At 57.3% G+C, this 18577-nt stretch carries 21 protein-coding genes; 12 read left to right on the top strand and 9 right to left on the bottom strand.

The window, feature by feature from the left end; translation table 11 throughout:
* The first annotated feature begins 193 nt into the window (after positions 1-193).
* The 4 genes from BMZ46_RS28125 to BMZ46_RS28110 are packed head-to-tail and all read left to right on the top strand — an operon-like array spanning position 194 to position 5472.
* Positions 194-2287, top strand: coding sequence for a type VI secretion system Vgr family protein (locus BMZ46_RS28125; RefSeq protein ID WP_074690666.1), 2094 nt, complete (start codon positions 194-196; stop codon positions 2285-2287).
* Positions 2233-3126 (top strand): DUF4123 domain-containing protein, encoded by an 894-nt coding sequence (locus tag BMZ46_RS28120; protein WP_139184873.1) that lies wholly within the window; start codon positions 2233-2235, stop codon positions 3124-3126. Before BMZ46_RS28125 ends, BMZ46_RS28120 begins: the two co-directional genes overlap by 55 nt.
* Positions 3127-3181: 55 nt before the next feature.
* The gene (locus tag BMZ46_RS28115; protein WP_074690668.1) at positions 3182-3661 is read left to right on the top strand and encodes a DUF3304 domain-containing protein; all 480 of its coding nucleotides are present in this window, start codon (positions 3182-3184) and stop codon (positions 3659-3661) included.
* Positions 3658-5472, top strand: coding sequence for a DUF2235 domain-containing protein (locus tag BMZ46_RS28110; RefSeq protein WP_074690669.1), 1815 nt, complete (start codon positions 3658-3660; stop codon positions 5470-5472). Before BMZ46_RS28115 ends, BMZ46_RS28110 begins: the two co-directional genes overlap by 4 nt.
* Before the next feature lie 187 nt (positions 5473-5659).
* Here BMZ46_RS28110 and BMZ46_RS28105 read toward each other — a convergent pair whose 3' ends face one another.
* Together BMZ46_RS28105 and BMZ46_RS29440 are read right to left on the bottom strand one after the other, a co-directional pair.
* Complete coding sequence (locus tag BMZ46_RS28105) at positions 5660-5956, bottom strand: hypothetical protein (protein WP_074690670.1); 297 nt, start codon at positions 5954-5956, stop codon at positions 5660-5662.
* Between the two features lie 362 nt (positions 5957-6318).
* Positions 6319-6456: a hypothetical protein gene (locus BMZ46_RS29440; RefSeq protein WP_158248856.1), complete on the bottom strand. Its 138-nt coding sequence runs from the start codon at positions 6454-6456 to the stop codon at positions 6319-6321.
* On the opposite strand from BMZ46_RS29440, the gene BMZ46_RS28095 reads away from it, so the two are divergent.
* Together BMZ46_RS28095 and BMZ46_RS28090 are read left to right on the top strand one after the other, a co-directional pair.
* The gene (locus BMZ46_RS28095; protein WP_011334038.1) at positions 6449-6709 is read left to right on the top strand and encodes a DUF2790 domain-containing protein; all 261 of its coding nucleotides are present in this window, start codon (positions 6449-6451) and stop codon (positions 6707-6709) included. The two genes, BMZ46_RS29440 and BMZ46_RS28095, sit on opposite strands and share 8 nt — an antisense overlap.
* A gap of 90 nt (positions 6710-6799) precedes the next feature.
* Entirely contained in the window at positions 6800-7198 is a 399-nt protein-coding gene (locus BMZ46_RS28090) for a hypothetical protein (RefSeq protein ID WP_074690671.1), read from the top strand.
* Here BMZ46_RS28090 and BMZ46_RS28085 read toward each other — a convergent pair.
* Complete coding sequence (locus BMZ46_RS28085; RefSeq protein ID WP_039768222.1) at positions 7195-7464, bottom strand: DUF1652 domain-containing protein; 270 nt, start codon at positions 7462-7464, stop codon at positions 7195-7197. The two genes, BMZ46_RS28090 and BMZ46_RS28085, sit on opposite strands and share 4 nt — an antisense overlap.
* Positions 7465-7835: 371 nt before the next feature.
* Here BMZ46_RS28085 and eco point away from each other — a divergent pair, with 371 nt between their 5' ends.
* The 3 genes from eco to BMZ46_RS28070 all read left to right on the top strand — a co-directional run bounded on the left by eco (position 7836) and on the right by BMZ46_RS28070 (position 9069).
* Positions 7836-8321 (top strand): serine protease inhibitor ecotin, encoded by a 486-nt coding sequence (gene eco / locus BMZ46_RS28080; RefSeq protein ID WP_039768221.1) that lies wholly within the window; start codon positions 7836-7838, stop codon positions 8319-8321.
* A 20-nt stretch (positions 8322-8341) separates the two neighbouring features.
* Positions 8342-8647 carry an NIPSNAP family protein gene (locus BMZ46_RS28075; protein ID WP_039768220.1) on the top strand — a complete coding sequence of 102 codons (306 nt, stop codon included), beginning with the start codon at positions 8342-8344 and terminating at the stop codon, positions 8645-8647.
* Between the two features lie 83 nt (positions 8648-8730).
* Positions 8731-9069 carry a DUF2834 domain-containing protein gene (locus BMZ46_RS28070; RefSeq protein ID WP_074690698.1) on the top strand — a complete coding sequence of 113 codons (339 nt, stop codon included), beginning with the start codon at positions 8731-8733 and terminating at the stop codon, positions 9067-9069.
* Here BMZ46_RS28070 and BMZ46_RS28065 read toward each other — a convergent pair.
* Positions 9050-9973 (bottom strand): magnesium transporter CorA family protein, encoded by a 924-nt coding sequence (locus BMZ46_RS28065; protein ID WP_039768216.1) that lies wholly within the window; start codon positions 9971-9973, stop codon positions 9050-9052. The two genes, BMZ46_RS28070 and BMZ46_RS28065, sit on opposite strands and share 20 nt — an antisense overlap.
* A 7-nt stretch (positions 9974-9980) precedes the next feature.
* Positions 9981-11555, bottom strand: coding sequence for a RimK family protein (locus tag BMZ46_RS28060; RefSeq protein WP_074690672.1), 1575 nt, complete (start codon positions 11553-11555; stop codon positions 9981-9983).
* Positions 11556-11647: 92 nt separating this feature from the next.
* Here BMZ46_RS28060 and BMZ46_RS28055 point away from each other — a divergent pair, with 92 nt between their 5' ends.
* The gene (locus BMZ46_RS28055; protein ID WP_039768214.1) at positions 11648-12751 is read left to right on the top strand and encodes a GNAT family N-acetyltransferase/peptidase C39 family protein; all 1104 of its coding nucleotides are present in this window, start codon (positions 11648-11650) and stop codon (positions 12749-12751) included.
* A gap of 5 nt (positions 12752-12756) precedes the next feature.
* On the opposite strand, the gene BMZ46_RS28050 is transcribed toward BMZ46_RS28055, so the two are convergent.
* Together BMZ46_RS28050 and BMZ46_RS28045 are read right to left on the bottom strand one after the other, a co-directional pair.
* Entirely contained in the window at positions 12757-13902 is a 1146-nt protein-coding gene (locus tag BMZ46_RS28050) for a PQQ-dependent sugar dehydrogenase (protein ID WP_074690673.1), read from the bottom strand.
* A gap of 50 nt (positions 13903-13952) precedes the next feature.
* A complete protein-coding gene (locus BMZ46_RS28045) occupies positions 13953-14294 on the bottom strand; it encodes a hypothetical protein (protein WP_039768211.1) in 342 nt (113 codons plus the stop codon).
* Between the two features lie 191 nt (positions 14295-14485).
* Here BMZ46_RS28045 and BMZ46_RS28040 point away from each other — a divergent pair, with 191 nt between their 5' ends.
* Positions 14486-15346, top strand: a complete 861-nt coding sequence (locus tag BMZ46_RS28040; RefSeq protein WP_039768210.1) for a non-homologous end joining protein Ku — start codon at positions 14486-14488, stop codon at positions 15344-15346.
* A gap of 41 nt (positions 15347-15387) precedes the next feature.
* Here BMZ46_RS28040 and lpxO read toward each other — a convergent pair whose 3' ends face one another.
* Positions 15388-16287, bottom strand: coding sequence for a lipid A hydroxylase LpxO (gene lpxO / locus BMZ46_RS28035; protein WP_039768931.1), 900 nt, complete (start codon positions 16285-16287; stop codon positions 15388-15390).
* A 391-nt stretch (positions 16288-16678) separates the two neighbouring features.
* Between lpxO and BMZ46_RS28030 the strand changes: the two genes are divergently transcribed.
* Positions 16679-18265, top strand: coding sequence for an ABC-F family ATPase (locus BMZ46_RS28030; protein ID WP_039768209.1), 1587 nt, complete (start codon positions 16679-16681; stop codon positions 18263-18265).
* A gap of 36 nt (positions 18266-18301) precedes the next feature.
* On the opposite strand, the gene BMZ46_RS28025 is transcribed toward BMZ46_RS28030, so the two are convergent.
* Positions 18302-18577, bottom strand: a 276-nt coding sequence (locus BMZ46_RS28025) for an integrase core domain-containing protein (RefSeq protein WP_139217036.1), incomplete at its 5' end; no start/stop codon positions are given.

Below are 18577 nucleotides of genomic sequence, written 5' to 3'. Positions count from 1 at the left end.
TTCCCGGACGCGGTATTCGGCGTTCGCGACAGATTGGTTCGTCCGCAAGTGCCTGTTTTACTGAGCCAAACCGTGGCCCTAAGGGTTTTCCCTATGGGTTCGGACCACTGCCTCTACGGCATTTGCGCCTTGAACGAGGCCGTTTAATCCTGCACCATCCGCCCACGCTAATCCAAAGGACGGAAAACAAGGCATGCTGGACGCCAATGCTACCCACATTACCCTCACGCTCGAAGGCGCTTCCGCCGACCTGCAGGTCCTCAGCTTCACCGGTCGCGAAGCCCTCAACGAGCCGTTCCGTTTCGACCTCGAACTGGTCAGCGCCCGTCCCGACCTCAACCTTGAAGAACTCCTGCACAAGCCTGGCTGCCTGACCTTCGGCGCCACTGGCGAGGGCAAGATTCATGGTCTGGTGTATCGCATCGAGCAAGGCGATTCCGGCAAGACCCTGACCCGCTACAGCCTGAGCCTGGTGCCGCAACTGGCCTACCTGCGGCACAACCATGACCAGCAGATTTTCCAGAACCTCACCGTGCCGAAGATCATTGCCCAGGTTCTGGAAGATCGCGGCATCCTGGCCAACGCCTACAGCTTCCAGCTCGGCGCCGAATACCCGGAACGCGACTACTGCGTGCAGTACGACGAATCCGACCTGCATTTCATCCAGCGCCTGTGCGAAGAGGAAGGCATTCACTTTCACTTCCAGCACAGCAGCAGCGGCCACAAACTGGTGTTCGGCGATGACCAGACCGTGTTCCGCAAACTGAAACCGGTCAACTACCAGCAAGACTCCGGCATGACCGCCGACAAACCGGTGATCAAGCGCTTCAACCTGCGCCTGGAAACCCGCACCAGCCGCGTCAGCCGCCGCGATTACGATTTCGAAAAACCAAAGATCCTGCCCGAAAGCGCGGTCAAATCCGCGTTCATGCCAGACCTGGAAGACTACGACTACCCCGGCCGCTTCACCACGCGCGAGCGCGGCAAGTTCCTCTCGACCCGCGCGCTGGAACGCCATCGCAGCGACTACAAACTCGCCGAAGGCAAAGGTGACGAACCGACCCTGACCAGCGGCCACTTCATGACCCTGGCCGAACACCCGCGCGCCGAATGGAACGATTTGTGGCTGCTGCTGGAAGTCTTCCACGAAGGCAAACAGCCGCAAGTGCTGGGCGAAAACGTCACCAGCGACGTCACCGACAACAAGAGCGATTTCCACCAGGGCTACCGCAACAGCTTCGTGGCCACCCCGTGGGACGCCCACTACCGCCCTGCCCTCGAACACCCGAAACCAAAAGTCCTCGGCAGCCAGACCGCGATCGTCACCGGCCCCGCCGGCGAAGAAATCCACTGCGACCAGTACGGCCGCGTGAAAGTGCAATTCCACTGGGACCGAGAAGGCCAGGCCGACGACAAGACCACCTGCTGGCTGCGCGTCGCCAGCGGCTGGGCCGGCGCAGCCTACGGCGGCATCGCCATTCCACGCATCGGCATGGAAGTGCTGGTGACCTTCCTTGAAGGCGACCCCGACCAGCCATTGGTGACCGGCTGCCTGTACCACAAGGAAAACGTCGTCCCCTACGACTTGCCGGCGAACAAGACCCGCAGCACCTTCAAAACCCTGAGTTCACCAGGCGGCAAGGGCTACAACGAGTTCCGCATCGAAGACAAGAAAGGCGCGGAACAGATCTATATCCACGCTCAGCGCGACTGGGATGAAAACATCGAGCACGATCAGAAGATTCGGGTTGGCAATGAACGGCATGACACCGTTGAAGCCAATGTTTTAAGTGAATTCAAGGTTGAAGAGCACCGCATCACTCATCTGGATCGTGTCAGTGAGATGCGGGCGAATGATCACCTGACCGTGGGCGTGACCCAGCATGTGAAGGTCGGCACCGGTCAGTTCGTTGAAGCGGGCACGGAGATTCACTACCACGCTGGTGAAAAAGTCGTGATCGAAGGCGGGATGGAACTGACGGCGAAGGCTGGCGGCAGTTTCATCAAGGTCGATGCGGGTGGTGTGACCATCAGCGGTGCGGAAGTGAAGGCCAACACCGGTGGTGCGCCGGGTGTGGGCTCAGGCATTCAGATCCTTGTGCCTTTCATCCCTGGCCTGGCCGCCCTCGACAAGGCCGGACGCTTGATGCAAACCCGGCTGAATCAAAAGATCGAGGCTGAATCGCTGGCCGTAGTGCCGAAGCTGAAGGCGCCGAAAGGCATCTGCGTTGAGTGCCTGAAGAAAGCCATGCGGGAAAAACTGGCCCTGCAATCGGGAGCCAATTGATGACGAAGGACGACGCAGCGAAAGCCTGGGTAGAGGCGCATAAAAACGCACAGTCGAGATTCGCAATCGTTGAAGCGGGCCTGCTCTCCGAGCCGGCTCGACAGCAATTCCTCAAATCCGATCCGTCACGCCGCCCCTTGATGCTTCAATCGGAATTCGCCGAATTGCGCAACTACGGCCCATGGCTCGTGGACGTCAGCGACATGGAATTCGAGGCCTTTCTCGCCCACGAATACTTCACCGGCTGCACCGCCATGGCCAGCTGGATCCGCACCGACTGCCCTGCCGACAAACTCGCGGCGCACCTGAGCGATGCCTTGCTGGCAAAAAATGAAGCCGGCGAAGTCCTGATGATCCGCAGCTACGCCCCTGAAGTACTGCCGATGCTCCACGCCCGCGACGATCTGTCCTGGCATGCCTGGCTTTTCGGCCCGTTGCAGGAGTGGTGGGTGCCAGCGGCGGATGATGAGTGGCAATGCTTCAAAGGGCTTAACCTGGAAAAGCCGGGCAAGTACCAGCCGATTTTCCTGGACGCAAAGTTATGGAAGGACATGGAGGTCGATCCCCTGCCCTACAACCTGACCACCGAACTGGAAAAAGACGCGCCAGAGGTATTCACCAGTAGCTGCCATGGCGACCGGTTGAACCAGGTCAAGCAGGCGCTGGACGCAGGTCGCGCAGAAGGCTTGTCGGACCCGGAAGACGTCAGCCTGTTTGCCAGCCTGCAATTGATGGACCCCGAGTTCCCGGCGAATTGGCCGATGTGGGGAAAAGCCAAAGAGCGGGCTGTTGGGGAGAAGTTGCCGCTTGGGGTTGTGATGAGGGAGTTGTCTGAATGAGTCAACAATTTTCCGTAGAAAGCCGATTGGTGAAAAAGAGCCTTGGAAATTTTCAATGTCGTTAAGCCTGAATAATTTGAATCAACGCAGATGGAAGAACCGAGCCTTATCTATCGGCATCCTTATTATTGCTGTCCCTTTTTTAGCATTTTTCATTTATAGCCAAAACCGAATGCCCGGCGCGGCGTTGACGTCTCATAACTATATGGACAGACCTGTCGGTAGCTACTGGGTAAATGATAACTGGGGTGGAAACGGAGGCGTCACCTGCTGCTGGGACATATCCGGAGAAAATGCCAAATTAGTTTGGATCCTGAGCATGTCAAAAGCTCAGGAGGACCAGGGCATGAAAATAGAGAGACATGAGGCTCTGTTGCCCCTGCCAAAACGTAAAGCCGGAGACGATACATTGCACGTCTATTTTCTCCCCGAAAACAAGATTGAGCTTTTGTGGTCTGCCACGACCCTGGATACGAGGTACGCTCCGGAAAACTCAGCAAACCCTCCATCTGACGGACCAGGAAGTCATCCATGAGCACACCAAAAAAATTGTCTGATGCACAAGCTATCAGCGCGCGTTCAAACACGGACACGGTGGGTAAGAAGAGTTCGGTATTGCCCTGTGAAGGAACTCTTCACGTAGGATTTTTTTTTGACGGCGTCAGTCGAAATCTCGAGAATGACTTAAGAGAGGACCGAGTTACGAATATTGGACGGCTTTTTCTTGCCTATCCTCATGAAAAGACGGCTGCGCCCTCCGACCCAGCCAACCAGTATCATAAATTCTACATATCCGGGCTCGCTACATCTTTCGACGCTACTTTAGGAACAAACGCAACTACCAGTTCCGCCGACCTCAATGGCGCAGTGAGTAAAGTCAAGGATGATGTCTCAAAGCTGCCTAAGGATAACGCTACAGAAGCGGCTGTCGATGTTGGCAAGGACCTTTTGACGGGAAAAAACTGGTGGGAAAACCTCACGAACAATATAAGACCGAAGAATATTATTTCCACGATTGCCACAGCAGCAGCAAAAGCGTCAGTCGAAGGTATCTCGCCGGTCCGTGACGACGAAGTTGTTTTTAGCTTACTCAAAACTGGTGTGGATACTCGATTAGAAGCCGCAACAAATCGATTCGAAAAACTCGTTGAAGATGTGAAAAAGGCAAATCCGATTTCGATCAAGAAAATATCTGTGTCGATATTCGGATTCGATTATGGCGCAACACTGGCGCGAGCCTTTGCTCATAAGATATTCGAAGCGTGCGATCCTGGTACTACTACCTACAAAGGCGCAAAACTTGAAGTTATCTTCGCGGGTTTGTTCGATGCGGTCGATAGAAGCATGGAAGCATCTGTCGTTCTTGATTTTTTGCTGCCAATCTCCAATAAAGTCGATGACGGAGAGTGTCTGCCGGGCCCTGTAAAATCAGCCCTTCATCTAGTTGCTGCTCATGAATGCAGGGATAACAGGCGTGCTCGACTGATTGGCACTGGATCACTCACCCCGCGCTGGGAAGAGCGCTTGGTTCCAGGAACAAGTTTTGATGTAGGGGGAGGACTAAAAAAAGACAGTACCCCTCACAGTCGCGAACTACACATGGCAGCTCTGCACGATATGTACCGCGCAGCCTACAGTGCCGGAGTTCCCTTCCCTTCGATGGCAAAGCTCCAGGAAAAAGATAGATACGTGTCCAGTTTCTTCGAGTTACACGACCACATTAATGGCACAAGCGCCATTGAGGCGAGTAATCGATACATTTCCAAGGCTGGCAATAAAAAAGTTTCTGCCGATGCCTTTCTCGCCCATCGTCGTCTTTATATTCAAAGACTTCGCGGACTGTGGGAGTTGTACAGTGAGCAACACCGTGCTTATTCCGAGGAAGAAGAGCGTTTGGAGCGACCGGTTTTTGGTGAAAATGGATCTTTCAAGCGCATGTTGGGAATGGGTAGCGAAACCGAAGCTCAAGCCAAAAAGCGTGATACGTCTCTAAAACAGACACGTGAGAGCAAAGAAAGTCTTCGCGCTGAGCTTGGTTGGCTTGAGGAAGTTGATAGAGAAGCCAAACGTCTTCGCATCGGACTTGCTTCGAAATCAGAAAAGGCATTATTGGATGAATGGTTTGCCCCGCAACCAAAGGGCCTCAGCTTCGACATCGAAGATCTTCTGGAGCTCTATCTGAGTGATAGATTCATGATAAACAATATGACGCAATCCCCGAGCACAATAAAATATTTCCTGGTTCGAGAGTTCGATATTCCTGATTTGACAAAGACTAAAGGAATGTCGCCAGACTACATGGAGCAAACGATACGTAAGCCATCGACGCAATCGTCAGGCGCTTAGAGTCGAAGTAAGGATAGTCTAAGGTTAGGCTCAAATTGCCCCCTGACAGACTAGTTTGGATATCTTTGATTTCATAAATGATCCAGTCCCGGATGAAGAGCCTCGCCTTTAGCTCATCGAAAGCCTCCAACAGCATCACGGGCAGATAATGCTTCTGCCCGTGAATACCAGGCCGCTTTTCAAACCATCAAACCGGCGCCTGCCAGTTCAACATTTTCTGCTGCGCAACCTGCAGCAAATCACTGCCATCCTGCGTCAGCAGGTACAGCGCATGGGTGATGTGGGGAATGTCCTGGACGTCGGCGTGTTTGAAGCACAGGCAGTGCAGGGTTTCGAGCAGGTCGCTGGCGGCGCGGATGCGTTGCACGGCGGCTTCGAAGAGGTCTTTCGGGTTGGCTTGGGTGTCGATGACCAGCGGTGCGCTGTCGGTGACGCCGCTGTTGAGCGGGAGATAGCGGGCGGAGCTTAATTTCAGGATTGGCATTGGAATTACTCGATTAGGTTGTAAGTAACCGCCGACACCGTGACCAAACGATGGGGAGGCGGACTGTGCGCAGGCTTGGTCAACCGAGAACAACCCAACTCAGCACGCCCGAAGGCGACCCTGCACACAGCCGCCACTGCAATGCACTTCGAGGACATAGATGTCCACGGAGCGAATAATGGCACACTTGTGAGGGCTGTTATTTTAGGTGACCAAACCTAAGTCGCTGATTTTGCAGCGACGCCAAACCATAACCGCACCGCTCCAGCCCCCGAAAGCAGACAAGGCATCCACCCTTGTAGGAATCCGCCGAGACTCCCCCGCGAAACAATCCCCGCCCAGACAGCCGGCGTTCAGCCCGGTTAACCATCGCTTAACGCCGCGGTCAAAAACTCTACTGAACCGCACGCCCTCAGCCCTTGGCTGACGCCCAGTGCGGCAGGTTTGGCTGGCAATCCGCCGAACTCCATTTCCGTCGCACCGGAGTCCATCATGAACATTCGTCCGTTCCTGCTCACCACCGCCCTCGCCTGCACCGCGTTTGCCGGGCTGGCCCAGGCCAATGACACCTCCAAGGCTGTTCCCTATGAATACGGCATGCCGCTGCATGTCGCCAAAGTGGTTTCCCTGACCGAGCCGCAGACGCAGGAGTGCAAGGTCATCACCGCCGACATGAAATACCTCGACAACACCGGTAAACCGGAAGAAATCAGTTACCGGAAATTATCTGACGCGTGCAGCTTCCAGAACTGACAGAAAGCTCTGATTTGCGGCTTTGCGGTAGGCGAGCACGGGGCTCGAAGAGTATGCTCGGGGCCCTCCTCACTGCCGCAAGGATTCGCCATGCAGTTGTCGTTCCGCACGCTCTCGACCCTCACCTTCTCCCTGTGTTTTCTGCTTTCCTTGGCGTGGGGTCTGGCACCACAGATGTTGCTGGCGATCTGGAGCATCGAGTATTCGGAAGCCGCCGGATTCGTCGCACGGCGCAGCGCGGTGCTGTTTGCGGCGTTGGGGGTGATGTTTTATCTGGTGCGCAACGCGCCGGTCTCGATCGCACGCAATGCGCTGAGCAACGGCTTGATCGTCGGCTGTTTCGGCCTGGCGGTGCTGGGGTTTGCTGAATGGCTCAACGGCCACGCCGGCCCCGGGATTCTGCTCGCGGTGCTGGTCGAGTTCGCGCTGGGCCTTGGCTTCTTGCAGGCCCGGCGCGTGACGGTCGAACTGGGTGAAACAGTCGGTTAGACAACTCGGGATCGCGGCACTGAATGATGGGTTGCCGTTTGTTGCGCAAGATCCGAGCGCAACCCGGCGATCAGGCCGTTGATTTCGCGACAGCTGTTCAAGTGACTGGCATCGATGCCACTCACCTGCAGCTCAACCTGATCGGTCTGGTGATCGCCATACACCTTGACGGTCATCGACAGATCCGGGGACAGCGTGCACTGGCAGCGTTTCGGTAGAAAACTGCTTTCAATGATGTTGCGGAGTTCCAAGGCAGACAGAAACATGGCGAAACCTCTCCTTACTGTGAGACTGCCAATCAAGTATTCACGTCGACCGTTGCCACGGTTCCCACGGGTGTGTCCCCGCTGAATCCTTGGGTTGTGACAAGCGGCTGTACTGCGAAATGCCCATTGGAGTGTAGGCGCCCGAACTCGGTGCGCTGCACCAAATCAACGCATAAAACGTGCCTTTCATCAGGTTGCATTCACCTCCTTGCAAATCAAAGGCTTGGGAAAAAGGCAGGCCACTGGCCAGTTGCAAAATGCAAGATTCGCTCGTGCAGGCACTGCAATTTGCAAGCGATCGGCGATTTGCATTCATTGGCCGTGACAGTGAGAATGCCCGTCAACCAACGTACACCCGCCAGGAGGCTTCAATGGGAAATTTCACCGTCCGCGCGACGGCCGGCCTGATGCTCGCCAGCCTGTCCACCCTCACCCACGCAGCCAAACTTGAAGACACCGCGCCTTATCCGAAGGCCGAAGCGGGCTTCACTCGCCAAGTCATCCACCTGCCGCAGCAGGCCCAGGAAGAAAACTTCAAAGTCGAAATCCTCGCTGGCAAGACCCTCGAAGTCGACTGCAACCGCCAACGCCTGGGCGGCACCCTCGAAGAGAAAAACCTCGAAGGCTGGGGTTATCCGTTCTACCGCCTGGAAAAAGTCAGCGGCCCGATGAGCACGCTGATGGCCTGCCCGCCCGGCACCCAGAAAAAGCGAGCGTTCGTGCCGGTGATCGGTGACGGTTTCACCGTGCGCTACAACAGCAAGCTGCCGATCGTGATTTACGCACCGCAGGACGTCGAAGTGCGCTTCCGCATCTGGTCGGCCTCGGACAAGATTGGCGTGGCAATACCCGAATAATCTGCAAAGGAGCCGCAGCCTTGATTACCTGCCACGTCAGATACGTCATTGACCCCTATCAGTTGGACGCATTCGAGGCCTACGCCAAGACCTGGCTCGGCATCGTCGAACGGCTGGGAGGAACGCATCATGGTTACTTCCTGCCCTCGGAAGGCGCGAGCAATATCGCGTATTGCCTGTTCAGTTTCCCGTCGCTGGCGGATTACGAAAGCTATCGCCACATCGCACTGACCGACCCCGAAAGCACGGCGCTGGTGGCCGATCTGGTCGAAAAGAAGTTCATCATCAGCTACGAGCGCAGCTTTCTACGCCCACTGCTGCCCTGAACGCTTCAACGCCGTTGGCAACTGCCAACGGCTGATAGCTGCGCAACTTGAAATTCCGACTCATCTGCCCAAGGAAGGAATACCTGATGTCCATCGCCCTGCCCCTCACCGCTTTGATCGCCTTTGGCGGCTATACCGTCTCCGTGATGCTTCAGGCCGAACAGTCGCTGATCGACTTCGGCATCAGCCTGATGTCACGGCCGGACACCGCGCAAGTGGTGATCGATCTTTATCTGCTGGCAACGCTGGCCGGCATCTGGATGTTCAAGGATGCGCGCAAGCGCGGGCAGTCGGGCTGGTCGGTGGTGCCGTATCTGTTGCTGACGGCGGTATTTGTTTCGGTCGGGCCGTTGTTGTACCTGGTGGTCCGGGGCCTGCAGGATCGCAAGCGTTCGGCACCGGTCATTTCGCCAGACGCCTGAGCCCGAACAGCATCCCGCCGGCCCCCAACAGCATCGCTGCCAGAAACAACGGGTACGACACCCACCACGGTGTGCCGGCGGTCATCATGCTGAATTCCGACATGCCGCCAATGCTGGCAATCAGGTTGAGCGGCAGGAACACCACGTTGATCAGCGTCAGTTTGCGCAGCAGGTTATTCATGCTGTTGTTCATCAGGTTGCCCCGGGCGTCGATCAGCCCGGAGAACACCGTCGAATAGATTTCCGCCTGCTTGTAGCACTGATTGTTTTCGATGATCAGGTCGTCGATCAGGCCGATCGATTCGCTGCCGAAATGCTGTTTTTCCGCGTGATTGCGCAGCCGCGTCAGCACCGCGCCGTTGCTGTGCAGGGCGTTGATGTAATAGATCAGGCTTTCGCTGAGGTTGAACATCTGCACCAGATGCTGGTTTTGCATCGAGGCGTTGAATTTTTGCTGCAACTCCCGGGCGACCAGTTTGATCACCTTCAGATGCCCGAGGTAGTGATGGATGTTGTTGAACAGCAAGTCCAACAACACATCCAGCGGCGTGTTCAGTGGCTGACGTGTACCGACACCGTGCAGCGGCGTGTCGTCCGTAGCGATCACCAGCAACTGGCCCGGCGAGAACAGCAAGCCGCAGGACGAAACCTCAAAAGCCAGGCTGCCACCGCCGGAATAGTTTTCCGGGCGTTTCCAGATCAGAAACAAGTGGTCGGGGTGAAACTCGATCCGCGACACCTCGTCCGGATCAAGCGCCGAGGCCAGCGCGTGTTCATCGAGTTTGAAGTGACAGTGCAGCAAGTCGCGCTCGGCAGCGTCCGGGTCGCTGAACAGCATCACCTCGGCGTCCAGCCGCTCGACCCGCTGCAAACCGCCGTGATTGAGTGCAAAACTGTTGATCATCGGCCGGTCACCAGGCCTGACCGCGGCGTTTCAGCTCAAGACGCCGCACGAACTCTTCCAGTACCAGCGAATACAGGTCGTCCTGCAGGTAGGCGTCTTCGATGCCGGCGTCGAGGTTCGGGTTGTCGTTGACCTCGATCACCACCACCTTGTCGCCGGCCTGTTTCAAATCGACGCCATACAAGCCATCGCCGATCAGGTTGGCGGTCTTCACCGCCAGTTCCACCACCGCGCGCGGCGCTTCGTGGATGGCCAGCGTGCGGCATTCGCCGTTGACATCCTGGCCCTTGGCCTTGTGGTTGTAGATCTGCCAATGACCCTTGGACATGAAGTACTGGCAGGCAAAGATCGGTTTACGGTTGAGCACGCCGATGCGCCAGTCGTACTCGGTGTAGAAAAACTCCTGAGCCAGCAACAACACCGAGTGTTCGAACAGCTCGGCGGTGGCTTCCAGCAAGGCCTGCTGGCTCTCGACCTTGATCACGCCACGGGAGAAACAACCATCAGGGATCTTCAGCACCAGCGGAAAACCGAGGCGTTCGCCGACCCGCTCGAAGTCTTCGGGGCGCTCCTTGTAGAGAATTTCCGTAGCCGGCATGCCCAGTTGATGGCTGTTGAGCAAGTCGGTGAGGTAGACCTTGTTGGTGCAGCGCAGGATCGACGTCGGGTCGTCCATCACCACCAGCCCTTCACTTTCGGCTTTTTTGGCGAAGCGATAAGTGTGGTTGTCGACGCTGGTGGTCTCGCGGATCAGCAGGCCGTCGTACTCGGCCAGCCTTGCGTAATCCTTGCGCTCGATCAGCTCGACATCGATGCCCATGCCCTTGCCGACCCGCACAAAGTTTTCCAGTGCGCGGGCATTGGACGGTGGCAAGGCTTCCTGCGGATCATGCAGGATCGCCAGGTCATATCGCGCTACTTGCGGCGAACGCGGTACACGCCAGATCTTGCGGCTGAAGCCGTCCAGCGCATTGGCGAACTGATCTTCCTGATCGTCGCGCAACTTGTGCAAGGCGCCAGACTTTATTCCTTCGATGTGCCAGCCGTTAGTTCGACGAAACTCAACTAACAGAATCGGACACGGAAATACTTCAAACAATTGCCGGGCCAGATCCTGCAACGGCTCGATATGGGTTCTGCCGAAATAAAGTGTCAGCGTAAAACCTTCAGTGTCGCTGTAGAGATGATGGCTGAGGGCTTTTTCCAGGGTTTTATCCAGGTCATCCAGTGCCAGGCCATAAAGAGATTTTCGGGTCAGCTCGCTGATGGTGCGTACCGACGGAATCACCTTGTGCCCTCGGGCTTCAGCCAGCAGCGAGCAGTAGTAGCCGTGGCCCAGGTACTTGTAGCTGCGGCACAGATTGATCACCTGTACGCGTTTTCCCGGCTCGCTGTCGGGTGGCTGTTCAAGGTATTCCTGGGCCGTCAGGATGTCTTCGCTGGGGAAGTACGAGGCCCAGTCTTCCTTGCGTTCGACGATGATCAACACTTGACTGGAAGTTCTGATCTGCGGTTTTAAATAAGTTGCCGATGGCAAACTTTGACTGGATACTTCGCGCCAATGACCCTGTACCGCTGACATAGAAATTGATCCGTTGGAGAACAAGACCTTTTCTATTAAGCACGAAGTTTTTCGAAAGTCCCGTTTCGTTACGCAACTTTTACGGTGGTCATATGAATGCTGTTTTTCGGCTGGCGGTCATTGAGGATTTGCCAGCGTTGCTCGCGCTGGAGATGCACTGTTTCACCACGGACCGGCTCACCCGCCGCAGTTTCCAATGGATGATCACCCGGGCCCACGGGCAATTGTGGGTGGCCGAACGCGAGGGTCAACTGGCCGGTTATGCGCTGGTGTTGTTTCATCGCGGCACCTCGCTGGCCCGTCTGTATTCCATTGCGATTGCCCCCGAGGCGCGCGGCGGTGGTCTGGGCAAGCAACTGCTGCAACGGATCGAGGCGTGCGCGCTCGAGCACGACTGCGCCTACCTGCGTCTGGAAGTGCGCACCGACAATCCGGCCGCCATCGCCCTGTACGAGCGCAACGGTTACCGGCACTTTGCGCTGATCCATGACTACTACGAGGATCACGCCGACGCGCTGCGCCTGGAGAAACGCATTCTCCAGCACCGCGACTCACGCAACATCAAGGTCCCCTATTACCGACAAACCACCGACTTCACTTGCGGCCCGGCCTGCTTAATGATGGCCATGGGTGCGTTGCAGGCCGAACGTTTGCTTGAGCGGCGCGAGGAATTGCAGTTGTGGCGTGAGGCAACCACGGTGTTCATGACGGCTGGTCATGGCGGTTGCAGCCCACAGGGTCTGGCACTGGCAGCGTGGCGCCGGGGTTTTAAAGTGCGTTTGCAACTGAGCATGAGCGGGCCGCTGTTTCTCGACGGAGTCCGTGACGCGCATAAAAAAGACGTCATGCGCCTGGTGCATGACGAGTTCATGGCACAACTGAACGACACCGATGTCGATCAAGTCAGCGGCGTAGCGCTGGATTTACCCACGTTGCTGGCCAACGGTGGCCAGCCCTTGGTGCTGATCAGCAGCTATCGGCTAACCCGTTCCAAGTCGCCGCACTGGGTGATCGTCACCGACTGCGACGAAGACTTCGTCTACCTGCACGACCCGGATGTCGATCACAGCCAGCATCGCCAGCCCATGGACTGCCAGCACGTGCCGGTCAGCCATGGGGAGTTCGAGAAAATGTGCCGCTTCGGTCGTGGAAAATTGCGGGCGGCGGTGGTGCTTTACGCTCGCTCACCCGCGTGAAGGGTTCATTTGAGTCCGACCTTGTAAAGCGAACCGTCGGACTCATCCGTCAGCACATACAGGTAACCATCCGGCCCTTGGCGCACATCACGGATCCGCTGTTTCAATTCGCCGAGCAAGCGCTCTTCATGCACCACCTTGTCGCCGTCGAACTGCAAGCGGATCAGTTCCTGCGTTACCAGCGCACCGATGAACACGTTGTGCTGCCAGGGTTTGAAGCGATCGGCGTCGTAGAAGGCCATGCCGGTGACGCCCGGGGATTTTTCCCAGACATGGTGCGGCCCGACCGTGCCTTCGGCGGTCTTGCCCTTGGCTTCTGGGATCGGTTGCATGGAGTAGTTGATGCCGTGGGTCGCCAGCGGCCAGCCGTAGTTCTTGCCGCGTTCGATGATGTTCACCTCGTCGCCACCGCGTGGGCCGTGTTCGTTTTCCCACACCGTTCCGGTCCATGGATTGAGTGCGGCGCCCTGAGGATTGCGGTGGCCGTAGGACCAGATCTCCGGGCGCACGCCGGACTGGCCGACAAAGGGATTGTCGTCCGGCACCTTGCCGTCGGGGTAGATCCTCACGACCTTGCCTTGCAACTTGTCCAGGTCCTGCGCGGTCGGGCGATCGTTGTTTTCGCCCAGGGTGATGAACAGATAACCGTCCCGGTCGAACACCAGCCGCGAGCCGAAGTGATTGCCGACCGACAGTTTCGGCTCCTGGCGGAAGATCACATTGAAGTCCTTCAGGGTTTTCAAGTCATCCGACAGGCGCCCGCGCCCGACCGCCGTTCCGGCCTTGTCACCTGCACCGCCGCCCTCGGCGTAAGACAGGTACACGAGGCGATCCTGTTTGAAATCCGGTGACAGCACCACGTCGAGCAATCCGCCCTGCCCCTTGGCCCAGACGTCCGGCACACCGGTGATCGGCGCAGAAAGCTTGCCGTCGGCATCCACTACGCGCAGATTGCCGGGGCGTTCGGTCACCAGCATGCCCTGGCGATCAGGAAGGAAGGCCAGAGCCCATGGGTGCTCGAGGCCCTGGGTAATGGTCGTGACTTCAAGGGTGCCCTGCTCGCTTTGCAGTTCTTTGGGAGCGGCGGCGAACGCCGGGGCGGTGATCAGTGCACTGGCACACAGGCCGGCCAGAAGGGTTTTACGCAACATGCACGATTCCTTTTGTTCGTTTGAAGGGCTGACAGAAGCGGTTCTGCCATTCAACGGTTGCTCCCGCTGTCACGGGCTGGAGGGTTGGGGATGAAGGTGGGTGGCGTGCTCGGCACGGAGCGCAGCGGCTGGCCATTGCCGATACCGCGATTTTCCAGGGTCGGTGGACGCGGCACGGGAACGGTGTTCGGCCCGCGAACGGGCGGAGTGCTGGGCTGGGTGCCCTGCATGCTGTTGGGGTTCGCCCGGCGGATCGGGCTGTTGTAGGGGTTGTTGCTGTTGCCGGTCGGACTTTGTGCCAGCAACAGCGATGTATGGCTTATTGCGCCATCGGCGTGAACCAGCCCGCCACTGAGGGCGAGCAACGCAATGCCAAGCAGGAAACGGTTCATGAACGGCCTCTTTCGGTGCGCAGGGACTAGAGCCTTCGAGTCCACGCTACGCCGTGGGTTCGCATTTGTTAACCCGTCACCGCTAAACAAGATGTAACACGGCTTGACCTGACGTTTAGCGGCACCCAGCAAACAACGGAAACTTTTACGCCGGGCCACGGGTCACCCGAACATCACTCGGAGAACAGCACATGGCTCGGGCAATCTGGAAAGGCGCAATCAGTTTCGGTCTGGTCCACATCCCCGTGGCGCTGGTCTCGGCGACGTCATCCCAAGGCGTCGACTTCGACTGGCTCGACAGCCGCAGCATGGACCCGGTCGGCTATAAACGGGTCAACAAGGTCACTGGCAAGGAAGTCACCAAAGAGCACATCGTCAAAGGTGTTCAGTTCGAAAAAGGCCGCTATGTGGTGCTCAGCGAAGAAGAGATCCGCTCGGCACACCCGGTTTCGACCCAGACCATCGATATCTTCGCCTTTGTCGACAGTGAACAGATCCCGCTGCAGAACATCGACACGCCCTATTACCTGGCTCCGGACAAGCGCGGCGGCAAAGTCTACGCCTTGCTGCGTGAAACCCTGAGCAAAACCCGGAAGGTCGCCCTCGCCCGAGTGGTTTTACATACGCGTCAATACCTGGCGGCGCTTATGCCTCTGGAGTCGGCGCTGGTGCTGGTGAAGTTGCGCTGGCCGCAGGAAGTGCGCAGCCTGGACGAACTTGAGCTGGGCAGCGAAGTGACCAAGCCGCAACTGGCCAAAGGCGAACTGGACATGGCCAAACGGCTGGTGGAAGACATGACAGCGGACTGGACGCCCGAGGATTACAACGACGAGTTCGAAGACAAGATCATGGCGCTGGTGGACAAAAAGGCCCATGAAGGCAAGATCGAAGACGTTGAGACCGTCTCTGCAGAAGAAGAGCGCAAAACCGCAGATGTTATCGACCTGACCGAACTGCTCAAGCGCAGCTTGGGCGGAAAAGCTCCGGCCAAACCGGCGAAGAAGACCGCCAGCAAGACAACAGCGGCGAAGAAAACCAAAAAGGCCTCATGAAAATGAAATCGGGCGACTGTCTTTAACAGTCGCCCGATTCGTCAGATCAAGATGAAGATCGCCAGCAGACCGCCGAAGATCGCCCACTTTTCCATGTAGTAGAGTTTGCGATTGCGCTTTTTGAGCTCTTTTCCGCGCAGGCGAATCTTGTAGATTTTGGTAAATAACCGGTTGATGCCACCGGTGCGGTCACCCGCATCGTTCGGCGCACCGGCCGCCGACATCACGGTGCGGCTGAACCAGCGGTTGAACGCCGCCGCCCAGCGATACTTCATCGGGCGCTCGATGTCACAGAACAGGATGATGCGGTTCTGGTCGGTGGTGTTTTCCGCGTAATGAATGAACGTCTCGTCGAACATCACCGCTTCGCCATCGCGCCAGTGATAGTTCTCGCCATCGACGTTGATGTAGCAACCGGCGTCGTTCGGCGTTTCCAGGCCCAGGTGATAACGGTAGGAACCGGCGTACGGGTCGCGGTGACGCACCAGTTTCGAGCCCGGCGGCAGCTCGGCGAACATCGCAGCCTTGATCGAGCCGATGCTCTGCACCAGTTCGGTGGTGCGCGGGCACAGTTGCAGCGCCGACGGGTGGCTGTCGCCGTACCACTTCAGGTAGAAACGCTTCCAGCCGGTCTTGAAGAACGAGTTGAAACCGACGTCGTCGTACTGGTTGGAACGTTTGATTTCGCCGGCGCGCAGCAGGTTACGACCTTCTTCACGGATTTCTTCCCAGTGGGTCTGCAACGGAGTCAGATCGGGAAAGTCCTTTGGATCAAGGTAAGGCGTGTTGGGCTTTTTCGAGAACAGATAAAGGAAGCAGTTGATCGGTGCCAGGAACGAAGAGTGATCGCTCAGTTGACGACCGAGTTTGTGGCGTACGCGACCGCGCAGGTGAACGTACGCAATGGAAATGACATATACAGCGGCAATGATGAGTTTCACGGAAATCGTCACACGTCAGAAGTGAACAAACTGCGCGCCTTTCGGGCTGTGGCCCAAGGTCTGTGGCAGTGGTCTGAAATCAAAAAAACGTCCCGGTGGCGCATCCTTGAGCCCATGCCGGACAAGGCATTGGGTGAATGGATGGCATTTTAGCCACAGTTTGTAACCAATAGTGAACCTTCATCTGTGAAAAACTGTCTCGCGATTGCGCCAAACGGCAATCGGAATGTCACCGCCCTATCGTTTAAAGAGCCAGACCAGTACAATCGCCGCCAAACTTTACGCGCCCCCCTTGGTTGATGACGGGATTGCCCCGCCTCAGCGCACTTCGACTCGGGCCAAGCGCTCCGGCTGCACCCTCGCTACTCAGCACGCTTCGCAGGAAAAACCTTTGATTTCTACAGCTAACATCACCATGCAGTTCGGCGCCAAGCCGCTGTTTGAAAACGTTTCGGTCAAATTCAATGGCGGCAACCGCTACGGCCTGATCGGCGCCAACGGTTGCGGCAAGTCAACCTTCATGAAGATCCTCGGCGGCGACCTCGAGCCATCCGGCGGCCAGGTCATGCTGGAGCCGAATGTACGCTTGGGTAAATTGCGCCAGGATCAGTTCGCCTACGAAGAATTCACCGTGATCGACACGGTGATCATGGGTCACGAAGAGCTGTGGAAGGTCAAGGCCGAGCGCGATCGCATCTACTCGCTGCCGGAAATGAGCGAAGAAGACGGCATGGCCGTGGCCGAGCTGGAAACCGAGTTCGCCGAGATGGACGGCTACACCGCCGAATCTCGCGCCGGTGAACTGCTGCTGGGTCTGGGCATTCCGCTGGAACAGCACTTCGGCCCGATGACCGAAGTCGCGCCGGGCTGGAAGCTGCGTGTTCTGTTGGCTCAGGCACTGTTCTCCGATCCGGAAGTGCTGCTGCTCGACGAACCGACCAACCACCTGGACATCAACACCATCCGCTGGCTGGAAACGATTTTGACGGCGCGTAACAGCACCATGATCATCATTTCCCACGACCGTCACTTCCTGAACAGCGTCTGCACCCACATGGCCGACCTGGACTACGGCGAGCTGCGTCTGTTCCCGGGCAACTACGACGAGTACATGACCGCGGCGACCCAGTCCCGCGAGCAACTGCTGTCGGACAACGCCAAGAAGAAAGCCCAGATCGCCGAACTGCAAACGTTCGTCAGCCGCTTCTCGGCCAACGCCTCGAAAGCCAAGCAGGCCACTTCCCGCGCCAAGCAGATCGACAAGATCCAGCTGGCCGAGGTCAAGCCATCGAGCCGCGTGAGCCCGTTCATCCGTTTCGAACAGACCAAGAAGCTGCACCGCCAGGCTGTGACCATCGAGCAGATGTCCAAGGGCTTCGACGGCAAGACCCTGTTCAAGAACTTCAGCTTCACAGTTGAAGCCGGCGAGCGCGTGGCGATCATCGGCCCGAACGGTATCGGCAAGACCACCCTGCTGCGCACGCTGATGGGCGAACTGACCCCGGACGCAGGTTCGGTGAAGTGGACCGAAAGCGCGGAGCTGGGCTACTACGCTCAGGACCACGCCCACGATTTCGAAGACGACGTCAGCCTGTTCGACTGGATGGGTCAGTGGACTCAGGGCGAGCAAGTGATCCGTGGCACCCTGGGTCGCATGCTGTTCTCCAACGACGAAATCCTCAAGTCGGTGAAAGTGATTTCCGGTGGTGAGCAAGGCCGCATGCTGTTCGGCAAGCTGATCCTGCAAAAGCCGAACGTGCTGGTGATGGACGAACCGACCAACCACCTGGACATGGAATCGATCGAGGCGCTGAACCTGGCGCTGGAAAACTACCCGGGCACGTTGATTTTCGTCAGCCACGACCGTGAGTTCGTATCGTCCCTGGCCACCCGCATCATCGAGCTGAGCCCGAACGGCGTGACCGACTTCAGCGGCACCTACGACGACTACCTGCGCAGCCAAGGCGTGGTGTTCTGAAAACTTGTCTAGTCCTGAAATAGGTTTACACCTGTCTCATCCTAACGCCCGATGCACTGCATCGGGCGTTTTGTATTTTAAGGACAGGTGAGGGCGCTCCTGGTTGTAGATCAGGATCGCCTCCCGCACCATTTGCTCCGCTTGCGCCAAGTCTGTCGGCCGGTGGAGCAAGAGCTCTGTCTTCAAGATGCCGTTGACCCGCTCTGCCAAGGCGTTTTGGTAGCAGTCGTAGCCATCAGTCATTGAGCACGTAATGCCATGCTTGGCATGGAGCTTTTGATAAAGCGCCGAGCAGTACTGCACACCTCGATC

This window comes from Pseudomonas sp. NFIX49, from assembly GCF_900115915.1.
Taxonomy (GTDB): Bacteria; Pseudomonadota; Gammaproteobacteria; order Pseudomonadales; family Pseudomonadaceae; genus Aquipseudomonas; species Aquipseudomonas pharyngis.
Note: the sequence above shows the minus strand (reverse complement) of the source record. Positions and strands in the feature narration are given on the sequence as shown.

What these genes read in the sequence shown, in the direction of transcription:
- BMZ46_RS28060 (WP_074690672.1), bottom strand. Translation starts at nt 11,555, where the DNA reads ATGTCAGCGGTACAGGGTCATTGGCGCGAAGTATCCAGTCAAAGTTTG.
- BMZ46_RS28040 (WP_039768210.1), top strand. Translation starts at nt 14,486, where the DNA reads ATGGCTCGGGCAATCTGGAAAGGCGCAATCAGTTTCGGTCTGGTCCAC.
- BMZ46_RS28050 (WP_074690673.1), bottom strand. Translation starts at nt 13,902, where the DNA reads ATGTTGCGTAAAACCCTTCTGGCCGGCCTGTGTGCCAGTGCACTGATC.
- eco (WP_039768221.1), top strand. Translation starts at nt 7,836, where the DNA reads ATGGGAAATTTCACCGTCCGCGCGACGGCCGGCCTGATGCTCGCCAGC.
- BMZ46_RS28045 (WP_039768211.1), bottom strand. Translation starts at nt 14,294, where the DNA reads ATGAACCGTTTCCTGCTTGGCATTGCGTTGCTCGCCCTCAGTGGCGGG.
- BMZ46_RS28105 (WP_074690670.1), bottom strand. Translation starts at nt 5,956, where the DNA reads ATGCCAATCCTGAAATTAAGCTCCGCCCGCTATCTCCCGCTCAACAGC.
- BMZ46_RS28085 (WP_039768222.1), bottom strand. Translation starts at nt 7,464, where the DNA reads ATGTTTCTGTCTGCCTTGGAACTCCGCAACATCATTGAAAGCAGTTTT.
- BMZ46_RS28055 (WP_039768214.1), top strand. Translation starts at nt 11,648, where the DNA reads ATGAATGCTGTTTTTCGGCTGGCGGTCATTGAGGATTTGCCAGCGTTG.
- BMZ46_RS28115 (WP_074690668.1), top strand. Translation starts at nt 3,182, where the DNA reads ATGTCGTTAAGCCTGAATAATTTGAATCAACGCAGATGGAAGAACCGA.
- BMZ46_RS29440 (WP_158248856.1), bottom strand. Translation starts at nt 6,456, where the DNA reads ATGTTCATGATGGACTCCGGTGCGACGGAAATGGAGTTCGGCGGATTG.
- BMZ46_RS28125 (WP_074690666.1), top strand. Translation starts at nt 194, where the DNA reads ATGCTGGACGCCAATGCTACCCACATTACCCTCACGCTCGAAGGCGCT.
- BMZ46_RS28110 (WP_074690669.1), top strand. Translation starts at nt 3,658, where the DNA reads ATGAGCACACCAAAAAAATTGTCTGATGCACAAGCTATCAGCGCGCGT.
- BMZ46_RS28095 (WP_011334038.1), top strand. Translation starts at nt 6,449, where the DNA reads ATGAACATTCGTCCGTTCCTGCTCACCACCGCCCTCGCCTGCACCGCG.
- BMZ46_RS28065 (WP_039768216.1), bottom strand. Translation starts at nt 9,973, where the DNA reads ATGATCAACAGTTTTGCACTCAATCACGGCGGTTTGCAGCGGGTCGAG.
- BMZ46_RS28090 (WP_074690671.1), top strand. Translation starts at nt 6,800, where the DNA reads ATGCAGTTGTCGTTCCGCACGCTCTCGACCCTCACCTTCTCCCTGTGT.